Annotated in this window: 41 protein-coding genes; 21 read left to right on the top strand and 20 right to left on the bottom strand. The window is 61.2% G+C overall.

Annotated features, from left to right (window positions below; genetic code table 11):
* Positions 1 to 19: 19 nt before the first annotated feature.
* The 17 genes from QQL76_RS01765 to QQL76_RS01685 form a co-directional block, all read right to left on the bottom strand.
* The gene (locus QQL76_RS01765; protein WP_499206123.1) at positions 20 to 271 is read right to left on the bottom strand and encodes a hypothetical protein; all 252 of its coding nucleotides are present in this window, start codon (positions 269 to 271) and stop codon (positions 20 to 22) included.
* A 426-nt stretch (positions 272 to 697) separates the two neighbouring features.
* Positions 698 to 889: a hypothetical protein gene (locus QQL76_RS01760; protein WP_499206122.1), complete on the bottom strand. Its 192-nt coding sequence runs from the start codon at positions 887 to 889 to the stop codon at positions 698 to 700.
* Between the two features lie 163 nt (positions 890 to 1,052).
* The gene (locus QQL76_RS01755; RefSeq protein ID WP_499206121.1) at positions 1,053 to 1,700 is read right to left on the bottom strand and encodes a hypothetical protein; all 648 of its coding nucleotides are present in this window, start codon (positions 1,698 to 1,700) and stop codon (positions 1,053 to 1,055) included.
* A complete protein-coding gene (locus QQL76_RS01750) occupies positions 1,697 to 2,143 on the bottom strand; it encodes a hypothetical protein (RefSeq protein WP_499206120.1) in 447 nt (148 codons plus the stop codon). The genes QQL76_RS01755 and QQL76_RS01750 overlap by 4 nt, the downstream gene beginning before the upstream one ends.
* Entirely contained in the window at positions 2,140 to 2,481 is a 342-nt protein-coding gene (locus QQL76_RS01745) for a hypothetical protein (protein WP_499206119.1), read from the bottom strand. Before QQL76_RS01745 ends, QQL76_RS01750 begins: the two co-directional genes overlap by 4 nt.
* Positions 2,478 to 2,786 carry a hypothetical protein gene (locus tag QQL76_RS01740; protein WP_499206118.1) on the bottom strand — a complete coding sequence of 103 codons (309 nt, stop codon included), beginning with the start codon at positions 2,784 to 2,786 and terminating at the stop codon, positions 2,478 to 2,480. Before QQL76_RS01740 ends, QQL76_RS01745 begins: the two co-directional genes overlap by 4 nt.
* Positions 2,783 to 3,982, bottom strand: a complete 1,200-nt coding sequence (locus tag QQL76_RS01735; protein ID WP_499206117.1) for a DNA cytosine methyltransferase — start codon at positions 3,980 to 3,982, stop codon at positions 2,783 to 2,785. Before QQL76_RS01735 ends, QQL76_RS01740 begins: the two co-directional genes overlap by 4 nt.
* Positions 3,982 to 5,406, bottom strand: coding sequence for a replicative DNA helicase (locus tag QQL76_RS01730; protein WP_499206116.1), 1,425 nt, complete (start codon positions 5,404 to 5,406; stop codon positions 3,982 to 3,984). Before QQL76_RS01730 ends, QQL76_RS01735 begins: the two co-directional genes overlap by 1 nt.
* A gap of 59 nt (positions 5,407 to 5,465) precedes the next feature.
* Positions 5,466 to 6,038: an MT-A70 family methyltransferase gene (locus QQL76_RS01725; RefSeq protein WP_499206115.1), complete on the bottom strand. Its 573-nt coding sequence runs from the start codon at positions 6,036 to 6,038 to the stop codon at positions 5,466 to 5,468.
* On the bottom strand, positions 6,035 to 6,643 hold the full coding sequence (locus QQL76_RS01720) for a hypothetical protein (RefSeq protein WP_499206114.1): 609 nt from the start codon (positions 6,641 to 6,643) through the stop codon (positions 6,035 to 6,037). Before QQL76_RS01720 ends, QQL76_RS01725 begins: the two co-directional genes overlap by 4 nt.
* An 83-nt stretch (positions 6,644 to 6,726) precedes the next feature.
* Positions 6,727 to 7,074, bottom strand: coding sequence for a helix-turn-helix domain-containing protein (locus QQL76_RS01715; protein WP_499206113.1), 348 nt, complete (start codon positions 7,072 to 7,074; stop codon positions 6,727 to 6,729).
* Between the two features lie 94 nt (positions 7,075 to 7,168).
* Complete coding sequence (locus QQL76_RS01710) at positions 7,169 to 7,720, bottom strand: hypothetical protein (RefSeq protein ID WP_499206112.1); 552 nt, start codon at positions 7,718 to 7,720, stop codon at positions 7,169 to 7,171.
* A gap of 3 nt (positions 7,721 to 7,723) precedes the next feature.
* Entirely contained in the window at positions 7,724 to 8,062 is a 339-nt protein-coding gene (locus QQL76_RS01705; RefSeq protein WP_499206111.1) for a hypothetical protein, read from the bottom strand.
* A 96-nt stretch (positions 8,063 to 8,158) separates the two neighbouring features.
* Complete coding sequence (locus QQL76_RS01700; protein WP_499206110.1) at positions 8,159 to 8,503, bottom strand: hypothetical protein; 345 nt, start codon at positions 8,501 to 8,503, stop codon at positions 8,159 to 8,161.
* 14 nt (positions 8,504 to 8,517) lie between these two features.
* Positions 8,518 to 8,865: a hypothetical protein gene (locus QQL76_RS01695; RefSeq protein ID WP_499206109.1), complete on the bottom strand. Its 348-nt coding sequence runs from the start codon at positions 8,863 to 8,865 to the stop codon at positions 8,518 to 8,520.
* 126 nt (positions 8,866 to 8,991) lie between these two features.
* Positions 8,992 to 9,342: a hypothetical protein gene (locus tag QQL76_RS01690; RefSeq protein WP_499206108.1), complete on the bottom strand. Its 351-nt coding sequence runs from the start codon at positions 9,340 to 9,342 to the stop codon at positions 8,992 to 8,994.
* Positions 9,339 to 9,482 carry a hypothetical protein gene (locus QQL76_RS01685; protein ID WP_499207087.1) on the bottom strand — a complete coding sequence of 48 codons (144 nt, stop codon included), beginning with the start codon at positions 9,480 to 9,482 and terminating at the stop codon, positions 9,339 to 9,341. Before QQL76_RS01685 ends, QQL76_RS01690 begins: the two co-directional genes overlap by 4 nt.
* Between QQL76_RS01685 and QQL76_RS01680 the strand changes: the two genes are divergently transcribed.
* From QQL76_RS01680 to QQL76_RS01585, 20 genes are all read left to right on the top strand, one after another.
* A complete protein-coding gene (locus tag QQL76_RS01680; protein WP_499206107.1) occupies positions 9,429 to 10,283 on the top strand; it encodes a LexA family transcriptional regulator in 855 nt (284 codons plus the stop codon). The two genes, QQL76_RS01685 and QQL76_RS01680, sit on opposite strands and share 54 nt — an antisense overlap.
* On the top strand, positions 10,280 to 10,615 hold the full coding sequence (locus QQL76_RS01675; protein ID WP_499206106.1) for a hypothetical protein: 336 nt from the start codon (positions 10,280 to 10,282) through the stop codon (positions 10,613 to 10,615). Before QQL76_RS01680 ends, QQL76_RS01675 begins: the two co-directional genes overlap by 4 nt.
* A 694-nt stretch (positions 10,616 to 11,309) precedes the next feature.
* Entirely contained in the window at positions 11,310 to 11,531 is a 222-nt protein-coding gene (locus tag QQL76_RS01670; protein ID WP_499206105.1) for a hypothetical protein, read from the top strand.
* Between the two features lie 47 nt (positions 11,532 to 11,578).
* Complete coding sequence (locus QQL76_RS01665) at positions 11,579 to 11,845, top strand: hypothetical protein (protein ID WP_499206104.1); 267 nt, start codon at positions 11,579 to 11,581, stop codon at positions 11,843 to 11,845.
* A gap of 3 nt (positions 11,846 to 11,848) precedes the next feature.
* Complete coding sequence (locus QQL76_RS01660) at positions 11,849 to 12,247, top strand: hypothetical protein (RefSeq protein ID WP_499206103.1); 399 nt, start codon at positions 11,849 to 11,851, stop codon at positions 12,245 to 12,247.
* A complete protein-coding gene (locus tag QQL76_RS01655; RefSeq protein WP_499206102.1) occupies positions 12,247 to 12,501 on the top strand; it encodes a hypothetical protein in 255 nt (84 codons plus the stop codon). Before QQL76_RS01660 ends, QQL76_RS01655 begins: the two co-directional genes overlap by 1 nt.
* A complete protein-coding gene (locus QQL76_RS01650) occupies positions 12,498 to 12,722 on the top strand; it encodes a hypothetical protein (protein ID WP_499206101.1) in 225 nt (74 codons plus the stop codon). Before QQL76_RS01655 ends, QQL76_RS01650 begins: the two co-directional genes overlap by 4 nt.
* Positions 12,719 to 12,922: a hypothetical protein gene (locus tag QQL76_RS01645; protein ID WP_499206100.1), complete on the top strand. Its 204-nt coding sequence runs from the start codon at positions 12,719 to 12,721 to the stop codon at positions 12,920 to 12,922. The genes QQL76_RS01650 and QQL76_RS01645 overlap by 4 nt, the downstream gene beginning before the upstream one ends.
* Entirely contained in the window at positions 12,919 to 13,332 is a 414-nt protein-coding gene (locus QQL76_RS01640) for an XkdD/Y8K6 family phage-associated protein (RefSeq protein ID WP_499206099.1), read from the top strand. Before QQL76_RS01645 ends, QQL76_RS01640 begins: the two co-directional genes overlap by 4 nt.
* Positions 13,329 to 13,511 (top strand): hypothetical protein, encoded by a 183-nt coding sequence (locus QQL76_RS01635; RefSeq protein WP_499206098.1) that lies wholly within the window; start codon positions 13,329 to 13,331, stop codon positions 13,509 to 13,511. The genes QQL76_RS01640 and QQL76_RS01635 overlap by 4 nt, the downstream gene beginning before the upstream one ends.
* On the top strand, positions 13,511 to 14,494 hold the full coding sequence (locus QQL76_RS01630; RefSeq protein WP_499206097.1) for a PD-(D/E)XK nuclease-like domain-containing protein: 984 nt from the start codon (positions 13,511 to 13,513) through the stop codon (positions 14,492 to 14,494). The genes QQL76_RS01635 and QQL76_RS01630 overlap by 1 nt, the downstream gene beginning before the upstream one ends.
* Complete coding sequence (locus QQL76_RS01625) at positions 14,494 to 15,924, top strand: DEAD/DEAH box helicase family protein (RefSeq protein ID WP_499206096.1); 1,431 nt, start codon at positions 14,494 to 14,496, stop codon at positions 15,922 to 15,924. Before QQL76_RS01630 ends, QQL76_RS01625 begins: the two co-directional genes overlap by 1 nt.
* Positions 15,925 to 15,929: 5 nt before the next feature.
* Positions 15,930 to 16,328, top strand: coding sequence for a nuclease domain-containing protein (locus tag QQL76_RS01620; RefSeq protein WP_499206095.1), 399 nt, complete (start codon positions 15,930 to 15,932; stop codon positions 16,326 to 16,328).
* Positions 16,325 to 16,924 (top strand): J domain-containing protein, encoded by a 600-nt coding sequence (locus tag QQL76_RS01615; RefSeq protein WP_499206094.1) that lies wholly within the window; start codon positions 16,325 to 16,327, stop codon positions 16,922 to 16,924. Before QQL76_RS01620 ends, QQL76_RS01615 begins: the two co-directional genes overlap by 4 nt.
* The gene (locus tag QQL76_RS01610) at positions 16,921 to 17,265 is read left to right on the top strand and encodes a hypothetical protein (RefSeq protein ID WP_499206093.1); all 345 of its coding nucleotides are present in this window, start codon (positions 16,921 to 16,923) and stop codon (positions 17,263 to 17,265) included. The genes QQL76_RS01615 and QQL76_RS01610 overlap by 4 nt, the downstream gene beginning before the upstream one ends.
* The gene (locus QQL76_RS01605; protein WP_499206092.1) at positions 17,258 to 17,896 is read left to right on the top strand and encodes a hypothetical protein; all 639 of its coding nucleotides are present in this window, start codon (positions 17,258 to 17,260) and stop codon (positions 17,894 to 17,896) included. Before QQL76_RS01610 ends, QQL76_RS01605 begins: the two co-directional genes overlap by 8 nt.
* Positions 17,896 to 18,195, top strand: a complete 300-nt coding sequence (locus QQL76_RS01600; protein WP_499206091.1) for a hypothetical protein — start codon at positions 17,896 to 17,898, stop codon at positions 18,193 to 18,195. Before QQL76_RS01605 ends, QQL76_RS01600 begins: the two co-directional genes overlap by 1 nt.
* Positions 18,195 to 18,518, top strand: coding sequence for a hypothetical protein (locus QQL76_RS01595; RefSeq protein WP_499206090.1), 324 nt, complete (start codon positions 18,195 to 18,197; stop codon positions 18,516 to 18,518). Before QQL76_RS01600 ends, QQL76_RS01595 begins: the two co-directional genes overlap by 1 nt.
* Before the next feature lie 186 nt (positions 18,519 to 18,704).
* Positions 18,705 to 19,742, top strand: a complete 1,038-nt coding sequence (locus tag QQL76_RS01590) for a tyrosine-type recombinase/integrase (RefSeq protein WP_499206089.1) — start codon at positions 18,705 to 18,707, stop codon at positions 19,740 to 19,742.
* Between the two features lie 284 nt (positions 19,743 to 20,026).
* On the top strand, positions 20,027 to 20,728 hold the full coding sequence (locus QQL76_RS01585; RefSeq protein ID WP_499206088.1) for an outer membrane protein: 702 nt from the start codon (positions 20,027 to 20,029) through the stop codon (positions 20,726 to 20,728).
* Positions 20,729 to 20,822: 94 nt separating this feature from the next.
* Here the strand turns inward: QQL76_RS01585 and QQL76_RS01580 are convergent, their stop codons facing one another.
* Positions 20,823 to 22,601, bottom strand: coding sequence for a flagellin family protein (locus QQL76_RS01580; protein WP_499206087.1), 1,779 nt, complete (start codon positions 22,599 to 22,601; stop codon positions 20,823 to 20,825).
* A gap of 180 nt (positions 22,602 to 22,781) precedes the next feature.
* Between QQL76_RS01580 and QQL76_RS01575 the strand changes: the two genes are divergently transcribed.
* Positions 22,782 to 23,432: a hypothetical protein gene (locus tag QQL76_RS01575; protein ID WP_499206086.1), complete on the top strand. Its 651-nt coding sequence runs from the start codon at positions 22,782 to 22,784 to the stop codon at positions 23,430 to 23,432.
* Positions 23,433 to 23,448: 16 nt separating this feature from the next.
* Here the strand turns inward: QQL76_RS01575 and QQL76_RS01570 are convergent, their stop codons facing one another.
* Together QQL76_RS01570 and QQL76_RS01565 are read right to left on the bottom strand one after the other, a co-directional pair.
* A complete protein-coding gene (locus QQL76_RS01570) occupies positions 23,449 to 23,634 on the bottom strand; it encodes a hypothetical protein (protein ID WP_126008464.1) in 186 nt (61 codons plus the stop codon).
* Positions 23,631 to 24,755 (bottom strand): YeeE/YedE family protein, encoded by a 1,125-nt coding sequence (locus QQL76_RS01565; protein WP_499206085.1) that lies wholly within the window; start codon positions 24,753 to 24,755, stop codon positions 23,631 to 23,633. Before QQL76_RS01565 ends, QQL76_RS01570 begins: the two co-directional genes overlap by 4 nt.
* Positions 24,756 to 24,805: the final 50 nt, after the last annotated feature.

Raw genomic sequence — 24,805 nt, 5'->3', positions numbered from 1 at the left:
TCAACTTTCATATGGAGGATCACTCAACGCCGCAGAACAGAGCGAGGTAAATGATGATGCTTCCCATGGTAAGCGGCACCAAGGCCAAATGGAGGGCGATTTCAATGTGGCGGCCGGTAAATCCGCTGCGCCATTCCTTGAAATCATCGAGCCAGTCACGAGGCCTGCCGCGCAGCTGGTCTTGCTTGTTACGGATGATTTGCTCCAGATCCATGGGATCTTCCGGCGTGTTCTTGTAGGACGCCCAATCCTCGGGTGGCTGAGGCTTCATCAGATCTTCCGCGGCGCAGGAGGTGGCCCATCAGGCCTGCAAGCTTTGGTGCGTGGACGGTAGCTCATGGGGTTCATGGGCGCGTCAGGCCTACGCAGCTTCGACAACGGAGACCGTGCCAGCGGTATGAACACGTTGCGCCTGTAGGGCATCATGCCAAATTCGGGCTTAGCCTGACCCCACCGCAGCTTCAGGCCGAGTTGGTAGCGCACGAAGTCCCAGCCGACGGACACCGACAAGAACGGAAGACTGAAGCCCACTTCCCACCAGCGTCCGAGATGCAGGATCAGCATGTCGCGCCATGTCCACATCACCGCACCCTCGGATTGATCTTCGGCATCTTGGCCACCTTCGCCTGGGCGATGATGATCAGCCGGACTGCCTCGTCTCTCTTGATCCCTTGGCGGGTGAGGTATTTGAGGGAGTTCATCGGTTGATCTGCCGTCGGCCAACGCGAGCCAGCACCTTCTCTTGAGCTGCATGGATGATCCGCCGGAATTCAGTCACGTCATCATCGTGCTCGACCGGAAGAAGGAGAAACTCGTTCCACGTGTCCACAAGCTTCGCAACAACAAGGCGCTCTTGGCTCGTCAAGCTGCCCAAGGCCGCGTCGTCCATACCGCTCTCCACAAAAGCAAAACCCCGCCGGAGCGGGGCTGAAATGAATGCGAGGCGGACGAGCGACACGCTCTCGGCTTTGGGCTTGGAGGGCTTAGTACCGCCGCCTCGCAACTGTGCAGGTTTTCACCGGTCTTGAGGCGCATGCCGTAGCAGCGCGAACCTATGCCGTCTTCTTCAGCCGGGCGGCTCGTTGGCGCCTCAGCTCATTACGTTTCTCGGCCCATGAGAAGTCGTGCTCGACACTTGCGATGAAGGGCTGAAAGGCCAGATCGTCGGCCCAAGCCTGGACCCCGTTTCGTTCGGTGCGAAGTGTCGCGATGTTATCCGGAAGGTAGTCGTTTTCGGGGGTCTCAGGCAACACACACGTTTGCACGGTTTCGCTATTCAGAAAGCCTCTGCCGGTGAAATGACGTACAATTTGAGCGATTGCCCGATCTTTTCGCCGTGTTCCGGTGATTGGATGCACATTTTCACTATTGAGGCACCAGCGCTTGAAGGCCTTACCGCCGGCTTTCGCTTCTGCCCATGCCCATAGCGCGCGGCGCTCTTCGGGTCGCTCGACGAGCTCGATGATCCATCGCCGGCACTCTTCCCAGCGGCTGACCTCGGGCGCCGTGACCTGGGCCTTCACTCGGTTCCAGAACTGCTCGCGCTCTTCCTGGTAGCGCTTTTCGCCCCAGCCGTTCATGTCGGCGATAGTGTGGGTGTAGGCCACCCATGCCGATCCGCCGCCTGTGCCTTGGTCTGGCAGACGGTATTCGATCGCCGCGGCTTCGATCATGCGCTCTGCGATTTCACCTGCGTTCATGCCGCCGCCTCGCGTCTGTCATCGAAAAGGTCGCCCTGCCCTGCCTTCTCACCGAAGACCCGGACCAGGCGTTCATGGATCATGCCGCCGAGGGCAAATCGCGCCGGCACTTTACCGCGAAGCTGGTAGGCAAGGAACTGCAGCTCGCCCAATGGCAGTTTGTCCCACACAGCAAGCCATGCGCTCGCGTCTGCGTCGATGGTGGCCTTCCAGTGCCGGATGAGGTCTGAGGCCGCCCATAAGCTGCTCTCGTCAATGCAGGCGTGATTGTTCTCGGTCTCGGCCAGGGTCACCAGCACCATCCTGAAATGGGCCTCGCCCTGCTTGTTGAATATCCGGTGCATTGTCTTCACAGCGCGCGATTCCCCGGGCTCGGGATATCGGCTCTTCCCGATCAGCGTCACGCCGTACTCGGCTGCTATGGAGGCGATGCGATCGGTCATGCGGGCTCGACCTGACGTACACCATCAAGCATCGCCGTGAAGACCGATATGTCGGTTTTCTTGCCGGCAACCGGGCGGAAGGCTTTCGCGGTGAACCACGGCTCCTGGTTCGGCGCATCAACAAAGGCGACAATCGGGTTGCGTATTTCATCCAGGCGGATGCGCAGGACACCGTCCGACATAATGCGCATGTCCCGGATGGTGTACACGCAGCCTCGGTCAGGCTTGATTATGCCCCAGTCCTTGCACCATTCTTCCCAAAAGCCGGGCGGCTTGGGCGTGCCTTCGTAGCCAACGCAGACGACTTTCATGCCGATGTGCCAGTCTTGCCAACTCATGCCCCTACCCTCCGGCGCACCACCTCGATCCGCTTCTCCTTGCCCCGCTGCTTCGTGAACTTGGCGAAGACGACGTCGGCTTCACGCTTGGCCGTGGAAAGCGTGTCACCGTCGCGGGTCAGGCTGCCGTTGAAATAGGCTTCCAGATGCGCCGTGGCCGCTTTGTGCGCATCCAGCTCGGTCGCATAGAGGATTGGGGCTCCGCCTCTTCCTTTGACGGGCTCGGGCTTAGCCTGGTGAGCGAGACGGATCATCGCGTGAAATCCGCCGTGGACAGGGTGCGCGAAAGCTCGGAATTCGTTCATTCGGCTGCCTCCAGTGCATCCGTGAGAGATTCTACATGGGCGATCCGTTGCCCAAGCCAGCGCATCGCATTCACGGCCATGCTGTTGCCAAGGGCTTTGTATCGAGGGCCATCGGCCGTTGGCTTGCCGTTCGGCCGGATGTCGGTGAAGTGGTCAGGAAAGCCCTGCAGGCGCTCGCATTCGGTCGGGGTTAGCCGACGGACTGCCCACCTCTGCTGGATGTAGTCGCCGCCCTGATTTCCGCCGACCGGGCCGCCCGCCATGACTGGTTGTGCCACGTCGACGGCGCGGGCCTTGTAATCCTTGCCGCTGTTCTGAGGCATGATCGACCAGGCAATAGCTTGCGCCTGCGGACTAGAAGCGCCGAGCGGGCCGGAACGGTCCCATGTAGCCTCTGGGTCTTCCCTTGAATTGAAGGCGACAAAGTTCTCGCTTTCGGCGTCTATCCGCTGGGCATAGCCCGCTGTGTCACAGCGGGCTGCATCATCCACGAACAGGCCTCCGTCTAAGTCGAAGTCGGTTCCGAGACCGCCACCCCCTGAAGGGCGTGCGCTAATTGTTGGGGCAACTCCTTCCCCCGCTTGTCGGCGCGGCGCAGGATCCCCGCGCAGGCTTTCGGGCTCAAGTAGAACCGCCGCGGCACGTCTCCAGTCTCCAAGATATCCGACAACGAACACACGCCGCCGTCGCTGCGGGACTGCCCTTTCATAGCCGTCCACTCGGACAAACTGAGCGTCAAGCACTCTCCAGGCCGCATGATACCCGCATTCTTCCAGCCCTCGGATAAAGGTTCCAAAGTCCCTTCCTCCGTTGGAAGACAGGACGCCGGGGACGTTCTCCCAGACCAGCCAGCGGGGCTGATAGCGTCGAGCGATGGCAAGATAGGTGAGCATGAGGTTCCCGCGCGGGTCAGCAAGGCCTTGGCGAAGTCCTGCGACGCTGAAGGACTGGCAGGGCGTTCCTCCGACAAGAAGGTCAATTTCATGGTCGGGCCACTCCTCGAATTTCGTCATATCGCCGTAGTTCGGGACACCGTTCATTGACGGCTCCGCACCGGGCATGTTGCTGCCGTAGTGGTGAGCGAGCACCTGGGACGGGAACTTCTCGATCTCGCTGAAGAAGGCGGGCGACCAGCCGAGCGTATGCCAGGCCATGGTCGCGGCTTCGATGCCTGAGCAGACAGAGCCATAGCGCATCAGAAAAGCCCTTTCTGGCTCTCGCCCTGCATCTCGAATGTCGTTCTGGTGCCGTCCCAGAGGACCGCTTGCTTGCGGGGCCACTTCTGCTCGCGGGACAGGGCAAGGATGATCTCGGCCCTGCCTTTGTATTCCTCGAGCACGGTCTCCCAGACGAGGTGTTCCGGCGTGCCTTCCGCAGGCTCCAGTTCCATCAGGATCGGCTCGGGGTTGAACGGGATCAGCACATGGTCCGCATCGCGCTCGCACGCGCCGAGGATGTCGGAATAGCGCGGCCGGCGGTTCACGACGTTCTTGAAGACGGCAGCGTCGACCTGCTTGGCATAGGATGACCGCTCGACGGCGAAGGTGTTCTTCTTCAGCTGCGACAGCGCGAGGATCGGGCTCTCCAGCTTCCGGGCGATCCCCTTGAGCCGGTCCGTGACCATTTCAGCAAAGGCCCAGTTCTCCACCCGGCGATTGTTCTGGTCTCGCTCGATCAGCGTGACGGAATCGACGATAATCAGCGCCTGCCCTCTTCGCTTCACGAAGGCCTCAAGCTCGCGCTCCAGCTGGTCCAGCGTCCGGCGTTTGTCCTGGATGTGCCACGGCAGCTTTGAGAGATCGGACCGAGCGACCATCATGTGCTCGTATTCCTGATCGGAGACGGACCCGCGCTTCTGCCTGGAGACTGAAATCCCGGTCGATCGGCTGATCTCGCGCATGGCGAGCTCGTCGGCGCCCATCTCTCCGGAGTAGTAGAAGACCGGCCAGCCATTGCGCGCGGCGCCCATGCCCATCTGTTGGGCGAGAGCCGATTTGCCTTGCTTCGTCCCGCCGCCGATCACGATCAGCTGGCCGGGCGTGAGCGGCCCCACCAGACGCGTCACGGCCATGAAGCCGCAATCGATGCCGCTGTCGTCTTCTCCGCGCTGGGCCTTGTCTGTGCGGTCAAGAGCGCGGTCCATGGCGTCGGCAAAGCTTGTTCCGCTACCCTCGGACCCGGCGATCTTCGCACGGCACTCAGTGAGCCGCGTTGCCAGCGCATCGACCTCTTCGAGAAGCAGCACTTCATCAGCCAGCTTGACGCCGACGTCCGTTATGCGGCCGCCGAGATTGATCAGGGTACGCCGGGCGCCGGAGTAGCGAATGGCGTCGGCATAGTCCGGAGCGTTGACCACGTTCACGGCATTGGCAGCGAGCGAGGCGAGATATTGCGAGATGGTCTTCTCGCCGATCTGGATTTCGGGAAGCGCGGCCTTGAGGGTCACAGGGTTCGGGCGCTTGCCTTTGGCGATCTGCTCCAGGCAGATGCGGAAGATTTCGGCATTGATCGGGTCGCTGAAGTCTTCGGCCGACACCCGGTCGATGATCTCCGCCGACGCCTGGGCGTTCATCATGAGGGCGCCAAGCAACGCCTGCTCTGCCTCCAGTGCGCTTGGCATGTCTCGCTGAGAGAAACCATGCGCGTCTCGGTCTATGTCTTGAATTCTCGCTGCCATGTTCATGCCGCCGCTCCGAACTTGCCGGCCTCATTGCCCCATGTCGTCCAGCCGGGCCGATCGGTGCGGGAGAAGAGTTCGATCCGCCGTGCGTGCGGCATCAGGCGTTCGGCCTCGCGATATGCCTCCTCCGGCTTGCGGGAATGCTCGCGCACCTGCCCCATGATCAGCGAGCGGACGGATCTCGTCGTCTTCGGCTCGCCGCGCGTCCCGATGAGAATCGGCTCGTGCGCACTGCGGAAGATGTAGCCAGTGCCGAATGCGATCTTGCCGTTGACCGTGGTTTTGCCCCATGCGCCGGCAGTCTTGAATGTGAAGCCCCATGCCGACATCACCTCGAAGGCCTGCGGCAGCATCGGGTTGGTGGCCCAGAGCCACAGCAGGGAATCGGAGCTGGCCAGATCAAGCACAGGCAGGGCCTTGATGTCGTCGAGCGTCTGGCACTGGTATTGCGCCTGGGCCGACTTGCTCTCGCCCTTCTCCGACCGGAGCTCGAAGGTCCACGCAGGATCGGCCATAATCAGGTCGAAGGAATGCGGGTTGATGTCGCCGAAGGGCCAGTCGAAGAGCCTCATGCCGCCACCTCTTGGCGCGGAATGTTTCGCTCAACCGAGGAGCCGTTGGGTTTCTGCAAAAGAGAGAGATACTTCTCGCGGTTCTTGTCGCCGGGGACTGAGATGCGGCTATGGCACCGCCAAAGCATCGCGATCAGCGCACTCTCGGCGGCGTTGTGCGATGTCGCCTTCTTCTGAGGCAGAACGATCCCAAGGCTCTCGCACTTTTCGACAGCGATATCGCCCCAGTCCTGCGTCTTGAACTTGGGCTTGCCGGTTTTGTCATCCAGCTTCTGGTTGCCGTAGGCATCAAGCACAGGCTCCACCGCCGGCTTGAAACCTTTGCCGTAGGCGAGCGCTCTCCACGAGGAGATCGGGATGGTTCCGAATGGGATTCCGAAGCTGCAGCAATGGCCGTATATCGCGCCATGTATCGCCTGAGTGAACGCAAATGCGCCATCTCCCTTTTTCGAGAACCGTAGGCGTTCTTCGCAAAGGATGAAGTCGGGCCCGATTTGCCTGATCAGCTTGACGATCTTCGGGCCCACCTGGGCTACCCGCCAATCGTCCCAGCTGTAATCCTTTTTGCCGTTGGGCAGTTCGCGAGGAGGCGGCAACTCGATCACGTCAGCCTGAATGGATGAGATGTTGCGGCTTGTGTCCCAGAAGGCATAGCCAGTGCAGGTGGAGACATCGAGACCGAGAATCCTCATGGCCTGCCCTCCGAGCCCTTAATCGGCTCGCTGATCGCCCTGTCGATCGACCAGCCCAGACGCCTGACACGCCGATAGAGCGTCGATGCTGACATGCCGTGCTCCCTTGCGAGGGAAGCGAGAGACACGCGCCTGCCCTCGTGGATGTAGTTGCCGCGCCATCCGCCCTCGAAGCGGTCTTCTTCCTTGAGGTCGACGTCTGCGATCATCGTGTCGAGCAGATCGTCCTTGACCATCGTGGCGACGGCCGACCGGACCAGCGTCGACGGTCGCACCTTGTGGAGATCAGCTTCGGCGATCAGATGCGCCGCAAGCTTGCCCTCGAATGTCATACTGAATCTCATGGAGCCCTCGTAGCCTTGGGAGGATCGGGAGGGGCCGCCGCCCACTCCCTCCCGCGTTACGGACGCGGTCGCCGGTGCAGGCCGCCGCCTGGGTTCATTCAGCCGCTGCAGGGAATGGGTCTTCGCCGGATGCTTCGGGCTCTTCACGCGACTTCGAAGCGATCGCCTTCTCCATCGCGGCTTGCCAATTCTGTGCGTAGCGCATCTGCCCGGCCTTCCAGCCTTCGAGGTAGGTGACCTCCTCGTCGCTGTTCTGCGCGAAACCGGCATGACCGGGGCCGCCCTCGCCGACCAGGCCATCAGCCTCGCCGCGCGCCCGGATGAGCTGCAGGCGATCGGCACGGTCGACAAGGAGGTCACCGCCGCGATCGTCAGGGATCAGACCGAGCTTGATCAAAACTCGTTTGTGCAGGGAGTGCTTCTGGACGATCGACGAGCCGTCGCCGGCTTTGCGAGCCTTTTCGTGGAACGCCACTTCCTCTTTCGAGAAACCCCATTCCTTGGCCTTCTTAAAGTTCTCTTTGCGCTTCGCCTGCGCACCGTCGATCACTGCCAGTTCGTCGCGTTCTTGCCGGCAGAGATAGCCGTAAAGGGCCGCGCGCTCGTCTTCCGTTAGATCCTTGGAGTTGTGCCCTACACTGCTCATTTCTCACCTCGCTTTCGCCTTGCGAACTTTCTCCGCAAGAGCTTCCACTTCGCCTTCAAGATTTCCCAAATCAGCATCCGAGTGCTTCGCTTTCTCGATTTGGATTTCGTGTTGCAGGGCCGCGATCTGCTTCTCGCAGTAGTCGAGGTACGCGAACCGAACCTTCTGAAAGAGGCTCAGCTTCACGTCCTTCGCCCGGCCGCCCCGCAGGTGCTTGATCTGTGCTCTGGTGAAGCCGTAGGTGCGGCAAATCTTGTCCATTGCCGCCTCGCGAGAGCCGCTGTTTGCGATCTCTCGGACAACGATCTTGTCCAGCATCTCACTTGTTACTGCGCTGCTCATTGCGTCGCCCGTTTCCACCAAATTTGTTGACCGCATCGACCGTCTCTCTCGCTAGGTTCCAATGATCGGAACCACGAGAGACAGGAGATGGAGAGCCTATGACCCGCCCAAGCCGCGCCCGCCCGACGATCGACGACCGTCAGTTGGAATTGCCGCTGGGTGGACTTTGTGAAACGCAGGCAGCGCGATTGAGCCCGGCGCCTGTGTCTCGATTTCAGGACTATGCGGAGAGCGGTTGCCGCCGCTCGCCCGCGTCTGATTTTCCTCGGGCCGGCCGTCCAGGATGGACACGCGCGGCAACGAGATGAAGCAATAGCCAGTGTCTTCCTTGATGCCCTGCGACGATATCGTTCGATGATCGAGGCAGCGGCGGATCACACGGCGGATGCCGAATTCACTGAGAAGACGATCATCGATCGCAGAGCCGAGCACGTCGGCCACAGGCGGGAGCTTGTTCATGGGAGCACCGCCGCATGCCTGAGAGCCGACAGCCGCTCGCGTTGCCGGCGAGCCACCAGAGCATTGGATTTGCGCCTGATCTCGGCTTGCTCTTCCGCCGTGCGCTTGGGCTTCCGCTCCTTGCCGGCGTATTCGATCTTCTTCTCGTCACGCCAGACCGGGTTGATCGGGCGTCTCTTGGCTCTTGGCGTGCGGACCGGCTCTCGCTCGGCTTCCCGCTGCTGGTGAAGCAGGTTGTAGACCTGGGCCTCGGTGACTGTCCGATCAGTGCAGCGAAGCAGCGCGGCGATCTGGGACGTGTCCAAGCCGGCGCGGAAATAGTCGATTGCCTTCAGGCCAGTCATGTCAGGCCCCCGAGCATGAAGACGCCGAAGAACAGAAGGCCGTATCCGAGGGTGATGAGTGCGATGTTTTCCACGGCTACACCTCGCCTTCGCCGGCGTTGTGCGGGAGATCGTTCGGGCGCGGTTTCATTGGCCTGCCTCCTGGATCGCGCGCCTGCACGCCCCGCAATGATCCGACGTGCCCGATCGGCACATGTCGCGATGCTGGCAGTTGGGACGCAGGTAGCGCTTGGGATGGGGTTCGGATGGGGCCGGCTCAACACCAGCGGCGTTCGGCAGTCGCGGCGCATCGGCTCGCTTCACTGCACCGATTGCGGCGCCATCCGAATTGATTGCCCGGCTGGTATCGGCAGCGCGCCGGGCCGGCGCCGTTGGTCGGGCGTTGTCATCCGCCTCCGATGGGAACCTGCTCAGAGCCACCCGCGCCATGCGGCCGCTCTCGATCGCTGTCCTGCAGGTGTGGTCGAGGTCGGTCATGCGGCGGCTCCCTGCGACCGCGTGACCTTATTGGCTTCGAACAGCTCAGACGGCGACGCGCCGGCAAGCTCAATCAGGATTGGCCAATGACGATCTGGGATGCCAATCTTCGCCCACTTGTAGACGGCATCGGTCGACAGTTTGTCGGCCTTTCCGGCGATGACAGCGGGGCCGCCTGCTGCGGCGATGATCTCGGAAATGGTTCGCATAACCGAGACATTACGGAATTAAATTCCGATATTCAAGCGGGGAATTCCTTACAACTGAATTTTCTTCCGGTCTACGATGCCTGCATGACGTGGGATCAAAGACTTAACGAAGTCTGGAAGCGAACGGGATGGAGCAAGCGTGTGCTCTCTGAGCGCTCCGGCGTGCCCTATGACAACGTGCTGAAGTACCTGAAGGGCGCAGTCGACCAGCCGCGCGGTGACACGCTTGAGAAGCTTGCCGACGTTCTCGGCGTCGATCGTCTATGGCTTGCTGAAGGTGTCCAGACTGAGAACCGGCCGATCCCTCTTATGGGCTTCATCGGTGCCGGCGCCGAGATTGAGCCCGAGTTCGAACAAGTGCCACCCGATGGCCTGGACCAGATCCACATCCCCTTTGCCGTTCCAGACGACATGATCGCTTTCGGTGTTCGTGGAGATTCGATGCTACCCGTCTACAAGGACGGATCTATCGTCGTCGTGCATCGAGAGCAGAAGAGACCGCTCGCGTCCTTCTTCGGTGAAGACGCAGCCGTCCGGACAAGCGACGGCCGACGCTTCATCAAAACCGTGATGCGCGGGAGCGATGGAAGCGTGAGCCTATTCTCGTGGAACGCGGCGCCGATCGAGAATGTGTCGCTCGAATGGATCGGCGAGATTTTCGCGGTACTGCCACCGTCTGGAATGCGTAAGATGGCGAAGCAAGGCGGCATCCAAGGGAACCTGAAGCTATGACACGCACCACCTTCTGCGCATTCGCCTTACTGGCCTCGACATCAATCGCGTCTGCCGAGCGCACCTCGCTCTCATGCCAAGCCGATTTCATGGCCGAGCAGTCTGCCGGGCTCGTCCGTTCGTTTGGCCTTGAGGGCGAGACGCCTGTCGTCGTGGTGAACGATCGGCTCTATGCCGCCCTGCCCTTTGAGCGCAAAGAATACGTGGCCGAGACGTTGAATTGCGCTGCGGCCGGTCCTGGCAACGTCTTCGCTCGGATCGAATTCCGCAGCGATCTTTCGAACAATCCACTTGCTGTCTGGGAAGCAGGATCCGGTCTGACTGTCGAGTAGGCATAGCTCGATCTATAGACGGGTACTGCACCACCGCAGTTGACCCGAAGGCGCGACCACCAGAGGCCGCCTGAGCATGCATCGAACTCGAATTCCCCACAGGCTCGATCTTTGATGTCGGAGGTCGCCTCTCCGCTGCACCCGGCGATCATAATGGCGATGGGTAGGTCCGCCCGATCTTTGCCGACTCCGCGCCACAGCGCGTGAGGTAGTCATGAGTGGTGCTTCAGTGCCTGTGTTTACCGGCGAGGCGCTTTCCTCGTGTTCCCGGTCGGGCCCGTCAAACCCCGTCGAGTTCCGTCCAATGAGCCTGGCATCGGCAACCGCTTGGGAATTCATGCGCTGGGTGATCAGTGCCGGCGGGACAATGCCCGGAAGACCGCCGCTTCATGCGCTCCATCGCTTCATCTTGGCGGGAACCGCCGATCAGACCCAAGAGGCCGCGATATCTGCGCCTCTGAAGGGCTCTTTCCTTGTATAACCTGAAGTTATCAGGCATAACCGGAATGCATTGTTGGAGCCTATCAGAGCCCCGGTCGGATCACCCCGCCGGGGCTTTTCTTATGCTCCAGTCCGGAAGCCCAATCAAGATAAATCGGAATTAATTTCCGCATCCCACTTGAAGCGGAATTTATTTCCGGTATGATCTCCCCATCGAACACAGCGGCTCGTGCCGCACGATGGAGGCGACCAGATGCAGACGATCCAGCTTAAAGACCACGCGTCGAACAATGACCCGACCGCCCGCATCGTTCGCGAGCAGCGCGGCGCCGTTGGCTTCGACTGGACGATCTACGCCGTGCGCGGCGGCTTCGTCATCACCTTCGATCACATGACTTTCGACACGGTGTTCGCATCCGAGCAGGACGCCATCAGCGCCTACGACGCGCTCGTCGCTGATCGCCGCGCCGCCTGACCCCCGCTCCACCCGAGCGGCTCCCCCGCTCCCCAGACAATGAGGGAATGACCGAGATGCGAATGGTTTACGGAATGATGGCCGCAGCGATGGAGGCAATGAAGTTCGGCACTGCGATGCGCTCGTTTAGCGCCGCCGATGCCCAGCCGATGCTTGTGACGCCGTGGGAGTTCACGAGGACTATCGGCTTTCAACGCAATCCAAGCCGGATCACGACTGGCAAGGCCTATCCCTTCTCCAGCGATCGGCAGAATGCCCGATACGCTCGGCAGATCGCCGCCGGCCAGATCCGCAACGCGAAAGCGGAGGCCTGACCGATGTTCATCGACAAAGGCCAGACGCTTCTCGTCTGCTTCGACCATGGGGACCTGGGCCGTGAATGGTCTGGCTTCCCGGCTCTCAGCTTCGAGACAGCCGCCGACGCTGCCCGTGAATACGAGCTGCCGTCTGTCATCCAGTTCATGATCTTCACCCACGACGAGACCGCGATGGTCGACGTCACGGAAGATGTGGCGGCCGGGTATCTACAGGCGTTTCCAGGGACGCTCCCCAGCGAGCGCAACGTGGTTCCGCCGTATGTCCGCACCAGCTGCGCATGGGATGCCATGTGCGAGGCCAAGCGTGACCGGGAGGATGCTCCGGCGTTCGATCCTTGGGCGGATTTCCGGACGACCAATCACGCGCAGACCGGCGTCTCTCGTGGAGGGCGGCTGTGATGGCTGAGATCAACAACGGTGGCGCGGCGTTCCCACTGGCCCGCAGCAGCCAATACGACCACGACGGCATGAGCCTGCGTGCGTACTACGCCGGCCAAGCCATGATGGGCGATTGGGCGTCTCAGAACGATTACACCGGCGCATACCCAAACGAACTCCCGATTGAACACCTTCAAGACCGCGCGCACCTCTACTTGCGCATGGCCGATGCCATGATCGCGGCGCTCAACGAAACGAGCGAGGTCAAGCCATGACCACGACCCGCGAACGCCGCATCCGATTCATCAAAGCATTTGGCACACACGCGCTGGAGAAGGCCATTTCCGAGGCCGTCTACCGTCTCGGCGCCGAAAACTTTCTGACCGACGAGCAGCTTGACGAGATCGTCCAGCAGCAAGTCGCCGACTGGAGATCGACCGAGCGCAGCAACAGACGCAGCCGCGAAGAAGCGGCCAAGCGGAGGAATGCAGCATGACCCCGATCACCCTCCCCACCATCCCCTGCACCCGTCTCGAAGCAGACCGTGCCGCTCGTAACCTTCTGACCGACGCCGGATGGGCTCCGCGCGCTCTCGTCATCCTAATCGCTGCCGCTGCGGCTGTCGCATGCATCGGGTTCGGGATTGAGGCGCTGGTCGCTGATCATGCCCGGTGGGTAGCGGAGGCGCGGGTATGAGCAAGACAGCTTACACTCCTGGACCTTGGCAAGTCGCTGGGACTCGACATAGCGGCGATTTGCGAATTGGCAGGAATACACGACTGCACATGGTCGGGCCGGATGATGACGCAGTGGCGGCCGTATTCTTCGACATGGAAACGGGTCGAGGTCTCAAAGACGCCCGGTTGATCGCCGCTGCTCCTGAGATGCTGGAAGCGCTGCGTCCATTCCTGCCCGCCTATCGCGCCTACGTCGAGACGATGCGGAACTTCACTGTAGATGGCGAGACATCCGCAGAGCGTCGCGCCTCGGAGGGAGAGCGAAAGGACGAGGCCGAGGAACGGGCCTTCGAAGAGCTCACCAAGGTGACGTTCGAAATGCTCGCTGCTGTAGACGCAGCCGTTGCCAAGGCCGAGGGGCGCCCATGACCCGCTCCGAACGCGAACGCGCCGAGCGCGACATCTCCGGTCCATCCGAAGAAGACCAGATCAAAGCACTCGAAATCCTGCTCCAAGAGCCGCTTGAGAAAGGCCTGAGGGACGACCTCAGCCGCTGGCTTATCCACCTCACCGATCCCAAGACACCCGAACTCGAAAGTGCGGCATGATGAACCGGCACGTAGACGTAGACACCGACGCCATGCAGTCGATCGGGGATCTGGCATCCGCTGTTGTCCACGGCGCGAAGGGTGAAAAGACCTATACCGTCGGCAAGATCAGCGAGCCGGGCATTTGGCGCAATGTGCCGATGTCGGTCTATCACTCGGACTGCTGCCCTGGCCCGTCGATCTCATCGAGCGGCCTGCGTCAGATCACCCCGCCGCACGGCTGCCCGCTGAAATACTGGGACACCAGCTATCTGAACCCGCACCGGGCGAAGGAAGAGGAAAAGCAGCATTTCAGCCTGGGGCGCGCCGTCCACACGCTTTTGCTTTCAGAGGACGGCTTCCGTGACCAGTTCTCGGTTCGGCCGGATGTCTGGACCGATTGGCGCACGAAGGACGCGAAGGCATGGCGGGACCACGAGATCGCCGCCGGCAAGACTGTGCTGGTGCCGTCCGACCTCGATGCGATCCAGGGCATGGCAGAGCGCGTGTCGAAAGATCAGACGTTCGTGGAGCTGCTGCGCGGCCGCATCGAGCGGTCCATCATCTGGCAGGACGAGAAGACGGGGATCTGGGTCAAGAGCCGGCCCGATTCCATCCCGGCCGATGGCTTCATCGCAGACCTGAAGACGACGGCCGACGCATCGGATCGCGGCTGCCAACGGTCGCTGCTGGACTATGGCTATCATATGCAGATGGGCTTGGCCGTGATGGGGCTGGAGGCGATTTCCGGCCACCAGGTCACGGACCATGTGCTGCTCTTCATCGAGACCAAGCGTCCCTACGCCTACAGCATCAAGCCGATCGACAACCAGTTGATCTGGATCGGCATGCGTCAATGCCGCGCGGCGCTCGACATCTTCGCCGACTGCTGGAGCAAGCAGGAATGGCCGACCTATTACGGCTCCGGCATCCCGATTTCTCCGCCCGACTGGTTCGAAAAGCAGATCGAGCGTGAACCCTCAATCCCGGCGGAGGCCGCATAATGAAAATCGAACGCGCAGTCCGCGAGCAGACATTCACGCTCACCTCGATCGCCGGCCCGTCTGGATCTGGCAAGACCTATAGCGCCCTGCTCTATGCCCGCGGCCTCGTCGGCCCTGAGGGCAAGGTCGGCTTCATCGACACCGAGAACAAGCGGTCCCGCTTCTATGCGGATGTGGCCGGCGGCTTCGACGTGATCGACATGGACCCGCCCTTCACCTCGCAACGGTACATCGAGGCGATCCGGGCACTGGAGGCCGCTGGATACCGCGCCATCGTCATCGACAGCATCTCGCATGAATGGGAGGGTACCGGCGGCGTTCTCGAGCAGGCGGAGCTTATCGAGCAGAAGACGAACCGTGCGGGCCTGCATTGTTGGCAGAAGCCGAAGGCCGGCCACAAAAAACTGATGAACGAGCTGCTCCAGACGAAGGCGCACCTGATCTTCTGCTGCCGCGTCAAGGAGAAGGTCGTCCAGGTCAAAGGCCAGAACGGCAAGACCGAGATCGTCAACGAAGGTTTCGTCGTCGTGCAGGAGAAGTCGTTCATCTACGAGATGACGGTTTCCATGATGCTGTCCGAGGGCGACCATGTCCCGACGATCCAGAAGTGCCCCGGTGATCTGGAAAGCGCGTTCCCGACTGGTCGCCCGGTCACGATCGATGCGGGCAAGTCTGTCCGCGCATGGAGCGAGCAAGGCCGGGAGATCGACCAAGAGCTCGAAGCCAGCAAGCGCGAAGGTCTGGAAGCCGCGAACAAGGGCATGAAGGCCCTGATGACGTGGTGGACCGGGCTGGGCAAACCGCGACAGCTCAAGCTCGAAGGACTGAAGGATACGTTCAAGTCGATCGCTACGGCGGCCGATCAGATCACTCAAGACGTTCACGATGCCGGCGGCGGTGACACTTCGGATCGACTGAAGCAAGCACGCGCGGCGTCTGGCGAGCCCGGAGACGAGCGCGAAGGGTTCGACCGCTCCAAGGTCAACGAAATGACCTCCTCGCTCTCCACGAGCCCCAATTCCGACGACAGCCCCTCCCGAACTGTCTCGGATGATGCAGGCGATTCCTCCGCGCCTGCAGAACAGGACGGTGACGACGATATCCCCTCCCAGTCGTCACCGTCCGACCAATCAGAACTGGAAGGCGCCGGCAAGGAACGCGATGTCCTGATCCGCTATGCATCGGCCATGCTGACCGGCGGCCGTGACTGCATCGGCGTCGATAAGGAGAAGGCGACCGACAAGCTCACGAAGATGCACGCCGTCTGGAAGAACACGTATTTCACGGCGTTCAGTGAGGAAGGCATCGAGCAGGCACAGACGGTTTTCCGCAGCGCGCAGGCGATCGCCGCCGACAAGACGTCCTACGAGTCCGCCGTCGAGTTCTTCGAGGAGATGCTTGACTGCCCCGGCAAGATCGGAGGCGCCTGATGGGCATGATCTCCAATAAGCTCCGCAACAGCGCGCGCGGCAACCAGTGCACGTTCCAGATCCCCGGCGTCTGCAACTCGGAACCGGAGACGACCGTGCTCTGCCACCTACCCAGCGATGCGAAGGGCATGGGCAACAAGTCCGACGACTTCAACGCTGCTTTCGGCTGCCACGCCTGCCATGAGGCGATCGACCAGCACCGGCTAAGCCGTGAAGACGAGCTCTTCTATTCCAGCCGGGCACACAAGCGGACCCTCGCCTACTGGGTCGCCAAGGGCCTGATCATCGTCGCCGGCATTGTTCCGGAGAAGCCGAAGACGCGGCCGAAGAAGCCAGGCAACTGGCCGACCGGTCGTAAGATCGAGAGCCGCAACGACCTGAAGAGGAAGGAGGAGCGAGCATGAGCGCCGAAGCATGGCCCTTGTCATGGCCGGCTGGCTGGCCCCGAACTCAGCAACCTGCCCGATCGCGTTTCGATGTGTCATTCGTCATGGCCCGCGACGGCCTGTTCGAAGAGATCGCGCGCATGGGCGGCCGCTACCCGGTCCTGTCTACGAACATTGAACTGCGCCGGGATGGCCTGCCCTACGCCAGCCAGAAGACGCCGAACGACCCGGGCGTGGCTGTCTACTTCGAGCGGAAGGGCAAGCAGATGGTATTCGCCTGCGACCGCTGGGATCTCGTGAAGGACAACATCCGGGCGATTCAGAAGACGATTGAGGCCATGCGAGGGATTGAGCGCTGGGGCGCGTCCGACATGCTTGAGCGGGCTTTCTCAGCCTTCGAGGCTCTGCCGGCGCCCGGTGCCGAACCAAAGCGCACATGGCGCGAGGTTCTGGGCATCCTGCCAGACGTCCCGGCCAGTCGCGCGCTCATTGAGGCGTTCTATCGCGACCGAGCCCGCACCGCGCACCCAGACGCCGGCGGATCGGCCGAAGCCTTCCACGAGCTGCAACAAGCCCGGTTAGACGCATTGAAAGCGATCGGAGAACGGACATGAGTGACCACGATAAACTAAAGGCACTGGTAGACCGCATCGACGGCAAGGCCGACCGCATGGCAGCAGTGGACCGTTTACGCACCTATGTCGCAGACCCTGAGACGTTCGAAAATCTCAACGTGGATGACGCCGAAGAGATCAACGGGCTTCTCCTCGAGGCATCGCGCGGCATCGACGCCCTCCTGTCCCGTCTCGACAGCGCAGAGAAGGCGCTGAAGTTGGCATATGATGATTTTGAAGACAGCCGGACGCTCGGCTACGATTTCGACGTTGCAACAGAAGAAGCTTTTGCCGCAGTTCGCGCCCACCTCTCCCAATACGGAGTGAACGAACATGAGTGATGAAGTAAATCAGGTGCTCCACGTCTATGACGGTGACGGCGGTGTCATCATTCGTGAGAATGGGAACATCTCGACATTTGGGAAACAATCCGTCGCAGTAGATCAGGCTTTTGCCGCCCTATCAGGAACGCGAGAGGCGGTGGAGCCGGTGGGCGTGTTCGTGGCGCCTCAAAACCCGTTTCAGCATCTAGAGGATGCACTCTATGCCGAGGGCGACGACACCGCACCCCCATCCGATCCGGTCGGACAAGGGGCGGTGACGGATGAGGCATGGGAGCGTTTGCTGAACCAAGCGGCGCACGTCGATCTCGGTCTATCGATCAGAAACATGGATGTGAAGGGTGCCACGCTCGAACTGATCCGCATGATTTCCGAGTATCGTCCAGTCCTTTCCCCTGCACCGGAAGCGGGAAGCGATGAGGTCGAGCGGCTGCGTGAGGCTCTCATTCGTATCAGCGACAAGGATTGGGCATGGCAAGGAGGCGGTTCGGATCGACGCCACCGAGGCTACGCCGGGACTATCGCTGCGGCAGCGCTCGGCATCCCTAAAGAACTTCCGCTTGGGTGGCCAGACCCGACAAAATCCGAAACGCGCCGCGCCCTCTCCGATGCAGCCGAAGGAGGGCAGTGATGTCCGACGATACAAGCGAAGACGCAGCCGAATTCCGCTGCCTCGTCCCCTTCCCCGATGGCTCTGATAGCTTCGTCAACGGCTTCGAAGCCGGGATGATATGGCAACGCTTGATGAGCGGCGAGCATGAGATTGCCCCGGAAGTTGCCGTCCATCGAGAGAACGAAACCGTCTTCAAGCGCATGGCCGATGCTCAGGGCTACGATGTTAATTTCGAGCCTTGCTGTTCGGAATGGACGGTTGCCCAATTCACCAAGCGTCCGAAGCGATTTGGCGTAATTGACGGAGGTCGGCAGTGATGGACCTGACCGAGAAGGTGGCGAGGGCCATGTGCGTCGAACATGGCATCGATGCCGACGAGCGAGCGCCAAACGACGGCCCACGATGGCTCTACTACGTGCCTCTTTCCCGTGCCGCCATCGCTGTATGTGCGGAGGAGATGGCTCAATTCGTGCGGGACGCTGCCAAGAGCTATGGAGAGTTGAAAGACGGAGCAGTCAGGAGTGGTCATCGAAATGACGCTCTAGTCCATGCCTCCGAGCAGGTTGCCGCGCTCACCATCGCATCCGCTATCCGCTCTATGGGGGAGAAGGCCGCCCCTGTGAACAACGGGGATAGCTAGGATGGCCGCCTTGCCTGAATGGACAAAGGGCCTTGTGCCGGTCGGGATGGATGATGCGGCGGTCCTGCTCGGCGTGTCTCGACGGTTTCTCGTCGACACGCTGAAGCGGCACCCGCATTATGAGCGCCGCGGCACGAAGAAGGTGTTCTATCAGGAGCACATCGCCCTGCTACGGGAAGTGATGACATGCCAAGCCTCCAGCTCAAAAACCGCAAAGGCGTCTACTATGCCGTTGGAACGATCGGTGGACAGCGCATACGAGAGAGCCTTGGCACTCGCGACCAGAAAGTCGCCGAAGAGCTCCGCGCGCAATACGAAGCGCGCCTCTGGAAACGTCATACCTATGGCGAGGAAGCCGTAAGGCTCTTCGAAGAGGCGGCCGCAAGCTACATGGAGCAAGGCGGGGAAGCGCGGTTCATGGCGCCCCTGCTCAAGGAATTCAGGGGGCGGGCGATCGGCACCATCAAGCCAGGCGAGATCCGATCCGCCGCCATCAAACTTTACCCGACAGCCGCCGCGGCCACGCGCAACCGGCAAGCGATCATCCCCGCTCGAGCAGTCATCAACCACGCCCATGACCTAGGCTGGTGCGGGCCGATCAAGGTCAAGATGTTCGATGTGGCGAAGTCGCGGAAGCACAAGCCGGTCGATCGCGCCTGGCTGGACGCTTTCATGGCGCAAGCGGATGCAGACAAACTCTGGCACCTGTCCGCGTTGGTGCTCTTCATGAACCAGACGGCCGCGCGTGTCTCGGAAGGCGTCAACCTCATGGGCGAGCATGTCGATCTGTCGGAGAGGCTTGCCGTGCTGGCCAAGACGAAGACCGAGGAATGGTCCGTCCGGCATCTGACGGCCGAGCTCGTCGCGCGCATGGCTGCTTTGGATATTCAGCCTGGCAAGCGCGTCTTCAGCTACACTGATCCGAAGGCCGTCAATCGACGAATCGCAGCCGTGTGCAAACGCGCCGGCATCGAGAAGCGGACGACCCATTCAGCCGGCCGGCACTCATTTGGGACGAACGCAATCGCGAGCGGCGCCGACGTCAAGACGGCGATGGATGCCGGCGGGTGGAAGTCGGCCAAGCTCTTCCTCGAAACCTACGTGCACAGCCGGGAAGCGGGCCGTTCGTTGGCCGAGAAGTTCGATGCACAAAGTGGGCCTGTTGGCACAAATCTGGCACAGGCTTCCGAGCGGAAGCGGTATCGGTTTGGAAATAAAGGATGATCGGCTACTCGGGCCGTTGCCTTGGTAAGGGAGAGGTCGAGAGTTCAATCCTCTCTCGCAGCACCAGCCCTCCCCCATACGAGAGACTTTCTAGGACTACGTCTTAGGACATTATCCTTTTCGATTTCATCAGCAGGCGCCCGTCGAACCACCACACACCTCAGCAACATAAAATTAGCCAAACATAATAAATACTTATCGCTATTGTGTTGCCTTAGGGAGACAGTGCCGCGCCCTCATAGCTTGTACCTATTGCAGGCGAATCAACTTCAACGGGGGCTCCCATGAAAATCGTTCTTGCCGCATCGGCGGCATTTCTCGCACTTGGTACTGCTTCATACGCTGCCGACGCCATCATGTCGGTTCCATCTGCACCTGCAGCGGCGCCGGTTGCGGCTGCTTATAATTGGTCGGGCTTCTATGTCGGCGCCTTCGGCGGCGTGACCACCGGCGACTACGATTTCACCGGCACGGACGGCACCGACACGCTGGATCTCTCCGTTTCGGGCAGCGGCTTCCTCGGCGGCGCGCAGATCGGCTACGATCAGCAGTTCGGCCAGCTCGTCTTCGGCGCGGTTGCCGATATTGCAGCAACCAACTATGAAGCCGAAATCACTGCCGCCGTTCCGGGCTTCGGTGCGGTTCAGGCCGAATCCACGCTGAAGTACCTCGGCACCGTTCGCGCTCGCGCCGGTTTCGCCATGGATGATCTGCTCATTTACGCACACGGCGGCTATGCCTATGGCGAAACTGAGCAAACGCTTTCGGCAACCGGCATCGGCAGCGTCTCGACCGACAACGACGTCAAGCACGGCTTCGCGGTTGGCGCTGGCGTCGAATACGCCGTCACGGACACCATCTCGTTCCAAACGGAGTATTCCTACACCGACCTCGGTGACGACGAGATCTTCAACGCCGGCGGCGTGTCGATCGCGGAAGACCTGAGCTTCCATGCGGTCAAGGTCGGCGTGAACTTCCGCTTCTGATCAAGATCTCATATCTGAAAAGCAAAAGCCCGGCCTCGCGCCGGGCTTTTCTGTGCGTTCGACGATCCCGCTCAACCGACGCGGGGTGTCCTGCTCAGTTGAACAGCTGCATCACGAGATCGGTATTGTCGTTGGCGATGGCGAGCGACTGTCCGGCCAGCTGTTCCTGCACCTGCAGCGCTTTCAGCCGCGTCGAGACATCGTTCATGTCGGCATCGATGAGCCTGCCAACGCCTTTTTCGATCGATTGGATCAGGCTCGCGTTGAAGTCGGTCTGCAGGTCGATGCGCTTTTGGAATGCGCCCAGCGTCGCAGTGCCATCGATCGCCTTCTGCAGCACTGTGTCCATGTAGTTGAGATAAATCCCCTTCATCGCGGGGTTGGTTGCGATGTCTATGGCTCGAAACGACAGATCCGCGAGCGGCTCGATGCTGACGTCGATATTGCTGAACCCGATCCTCGTTCGCCCGCCCGCCAGCCGATCGACGGCAGGATCGGTGCGTATCGATATGTTGGACGCGCCGTCGACCTCGATCAGCACGTCCGGCCAATCTGCGGCGATTAGGGAGGTCAGAAGTTCGTGCATCTCCTCGACCGTCTCGACCTTGCCCGTATCCCGGTCGAAGAGCGCGTTCACATAGCTGCGATCGAACTCATAGAAGCGCTGAGGCTCGCCATTTGCCGAAAAGGAGAATGAGACGTTCACGCCGTCATCCGACTTTCCATCCAGATGCACGATAAACGGCGAAAACGAAAGCGTCATGCCCGAGCCACGCGTTCCGAAAACCTGCCGATCTGTCAAGCCACTTGCAGAAACGCCAACTGCCGTCAGACCGCTGATCTCTAGGTAGGACCCGTCGAGCCCTGAATTTTCGGATGTGGAGAGGCGGATGCGATCGTGTATCGGCGAAGTTGTTCCGTCCCCGTTGGATACTATGATCTGTGCGGCTCGCGCACCTGCTGGAGCGAGCACGTGATCGAGCACGCGGATATAGTCCTGATACGTCCCGATCACCCCGTTGGCTGACGGCAGAACCGCGTCGACGACGGCTCGGTCGATGCGCAGCGATGTGGTGCGGCCTTGATCGTGAGGCGGCGCCACATCGCTCGGATTGTCCTTGTCGACGATCAGGTCGAAAGTGATCGCGTCCGATGGATCATCGAACGTCATGGGGCCGGTGAAATCGAATTCAAAGCGTGCCCGCTCGCCTGCTCGCGTATTGAAACGATCGATGACGATCTCACCGTCCTGGTCCCGGTGGTTATCGAAGTTACGAATACCGCCGAGCGTGAGAGAAAGGCGGCTGTCGGGCTCCAGCAGCCCGCCGCCGCTGGTGTTGAAGAGCGATGTCTCCGAGAGGTGAAATTCCATCGTGGACAGTGCCGAGAAGCCATGAGCGCTTCGGGTCATCGTCGATGTCACATGGGTGACATCAAGCGTTCGGTCATGGATGTCACCAATGTCGGTGCTCAACCAATTCACGCCGTTAAAGCTCGAAGACGCGACGATGGACTCCACCTGGCCTTTGAGTTGATCCAGTTCCTTTTGAATTTTTGTGGGATCGACGCCCGGTTCCTGCGCAGCGACCAGTTTTGCCCGAAACTCGCTAAGGACGTCGATCACCGAAGACAAGCCCTGATAAGCGACATCGACCTTGGCACGCGCGAGACCAAGCGCATCGCCGACCGCGCCGAGCGCCTTTGCATCGGATTTCATCGTCGTCGAAATCGACCAGTATGCGGCGTTGTCGCTGGCACTGCCAATGCGCAGACCGCTGGACGCCTGAAGCTGCGTAGAGTTGGAGATAAGGGCAATAGAACGCAGGGTCGCGCTCGCAGCCATGGCGGCACGATTGGTCAAAACACTGGTCACTGAGGGGAAATCCTGAAGAAGGCGCGCGTCATGCCGCAAAAGAAGTACACGCAGAAATTGCGGTGAAAGGGGTTAACGAAAGATTAACGGCTGCGAATTCTATTCAATCTTTCGTTGCAGCCGGATTGCCACCGCACTCTTCGCCCGCCATTCTGCCCTCAGGCTTTGGGGGAAGCAGGCATGCATACGATCGCGGAAATCGAGCGGTTCGAGAACGTCGGTATCAATTGCGAATTCGGCTTCGTTCAGCGCGCACTGGGCTGTGAAGCAGGCGGGTTGCTGCGCTGGGCCTTCTGTCCGCCCGCATCGCTGCTGAAACTCTTCGAGCAGGACTTTGCCGATCTCTTCCTGTTCGAGAACCTGATGCCGGATTTCGACATGGTGCGCGACGCGGCATACGACATCGCGTTCCACACCCGCATGAAGTCCGACAGCGGCGGATGGCTCCACGATGAGGACACACGACGCGCAATTCATGCCGAGGAAGCGGCCAAAGTCGCGCATCTGCTCGACAAGTTCCGGGAGCGCCTTCAAGATCCGGCCGCGGTGTTCGTCGTCAAGGACAATCAGGGCGTGCCGGACGAGCTGCGCAGGAAGCTCGCAGAGGCATTCGGAACCCACAGTGCGGGACGACTGCTGGTTGTCGATACAACTCCCGATCCAGCGCTGGTGGGGACCGTGATCGACAGGGGCGATCACGTCGAGGGACTTATCGACCGTTTCGCGCCCTATCCCGAATCCGACAAGTTCTCCCCTGCCTGGCTGGAGATACTTGCCGCATTCGAGCACCAATGCCCGCCGTCCTCGTTAGCCGAGAAACCCTACGCGTAAGCATGACACACGCTGCTTACGCGCCGGAACAGTGGGCCCCGCCTGGTGCCTGACCGGAGCCGAGCGCAATGGGGCTCGGAGCGTTGAAGGGATCGATGCCGCCCGACGCCTGAAGATCGAACGCAGCAAGCACCAGAACGACCAGCATCGTGGTCAGCGCCACAAGCGTGCGGCCGGGAAAGCGGTAGTGTTCGCTCGTCATGCGGGTTGTCCTTCTCCGACAGGGGGCGTCATCGGCCGCAACAGCACGGGGCGAAGCTTCAGGCCGACGCCGGATCCTATAAACGCTGCCGCAAACCACACCCAGCCATGCAGGCTGCCGGTGGAAATGCCGCTGAAGAACGCCCCGACATTGCAGCCGAACGCGATGCGGGCGCTGTAGCCGAGCACGAGACCGGCAATCAGGATGACGGCCCAGCTTTCGAGTTTGAGGCGCTTAACCTGCTCACCCACGGGAGCACGCCACCGCATGACGAGGAACGCGCCGAAGAGAAGGCCGATATTGGTGAGTGACGTGTAGTCGGTCAGAATGCTCTGCTCCAGTCGCTCCGCATGCACGGGGCCCGACCAGAACGCATTGGCGGCGAGATCCATGCCGCCCGCCTGGGCGATCTTGGCGCCCCAAAGCCCGAGACCATAGACGATGCCCCAGGGCTGTCCGGCGACGATAAGGTTGCCGATGGCCAGAAGCGCGATGAGGATCGCCGCAATCCACAACCGGCGCGGCGGCATCTTCTTGCCGGGCGCCGAACGGGCGATCGCGAAGGCGGCAACCGCAGCAAGTCCTACGAGCGTGAGCGCCAGACCGCCATTGGTCCCGGCAAGCCCCTGGATCGTGAGCGTGGGCAGTGCACCGAGGCCCGTCCACCAGTCGAGATGCAAGGTGCCGAGAAAGCTGCCGGCGATGAAGCCGACAAGGGCAACGGCGCCGATGAGATTGCCGCTGCCGGCATTGACCAGCGTGCCCGATCCGCAGCCCATGACCAGCTGCATGGCCGCACCGAACACGAAAGCACCGGCGATCATCGCCAGGCCGATCGGCGCATGCGCACCGATGAGTTCACCTGGAGCAGAGGCGAGCAGCGGAATGGCAACGGCCGCAGTCAGCCCGATCGCCAGCAGCTGCGCGACCAGCCCGCGCCCGTCCCTTTCGGTGATCATCAACCTCCACGGGCCGGCAAAGCCGAAGCGAAGCCCTTCGAGTGCAAGGCCAAAGCCGATGCCGACAAGAACGAGAAGCGCTGCGCGCGGGCCCGCGAGGCCGAACACGACGACGACCAGCACGAGGCTGGCGACGATCAGCGACAGACGGTTGAGGATCATTTCAATCACTACCTGAACAATGCGGACCGCGCCCCGATCAGGGCGCGGCG

This window comes from Rhizobium albus, from assembly GCA_030160035.1.
In the GTDB taxonomy this organism is placed as follows: Bacteria; Pseudomonadota; Alphaproteobacteria; order Rhizobiales; family Rhizobiaceae; genus Georhizobium; species Georhizobium albus.
The sequence above is the reverse complement of the archived record's forward strand: the minus strand, read 5'-3'. Positions and strand labels throughout refer to the sequence as shown.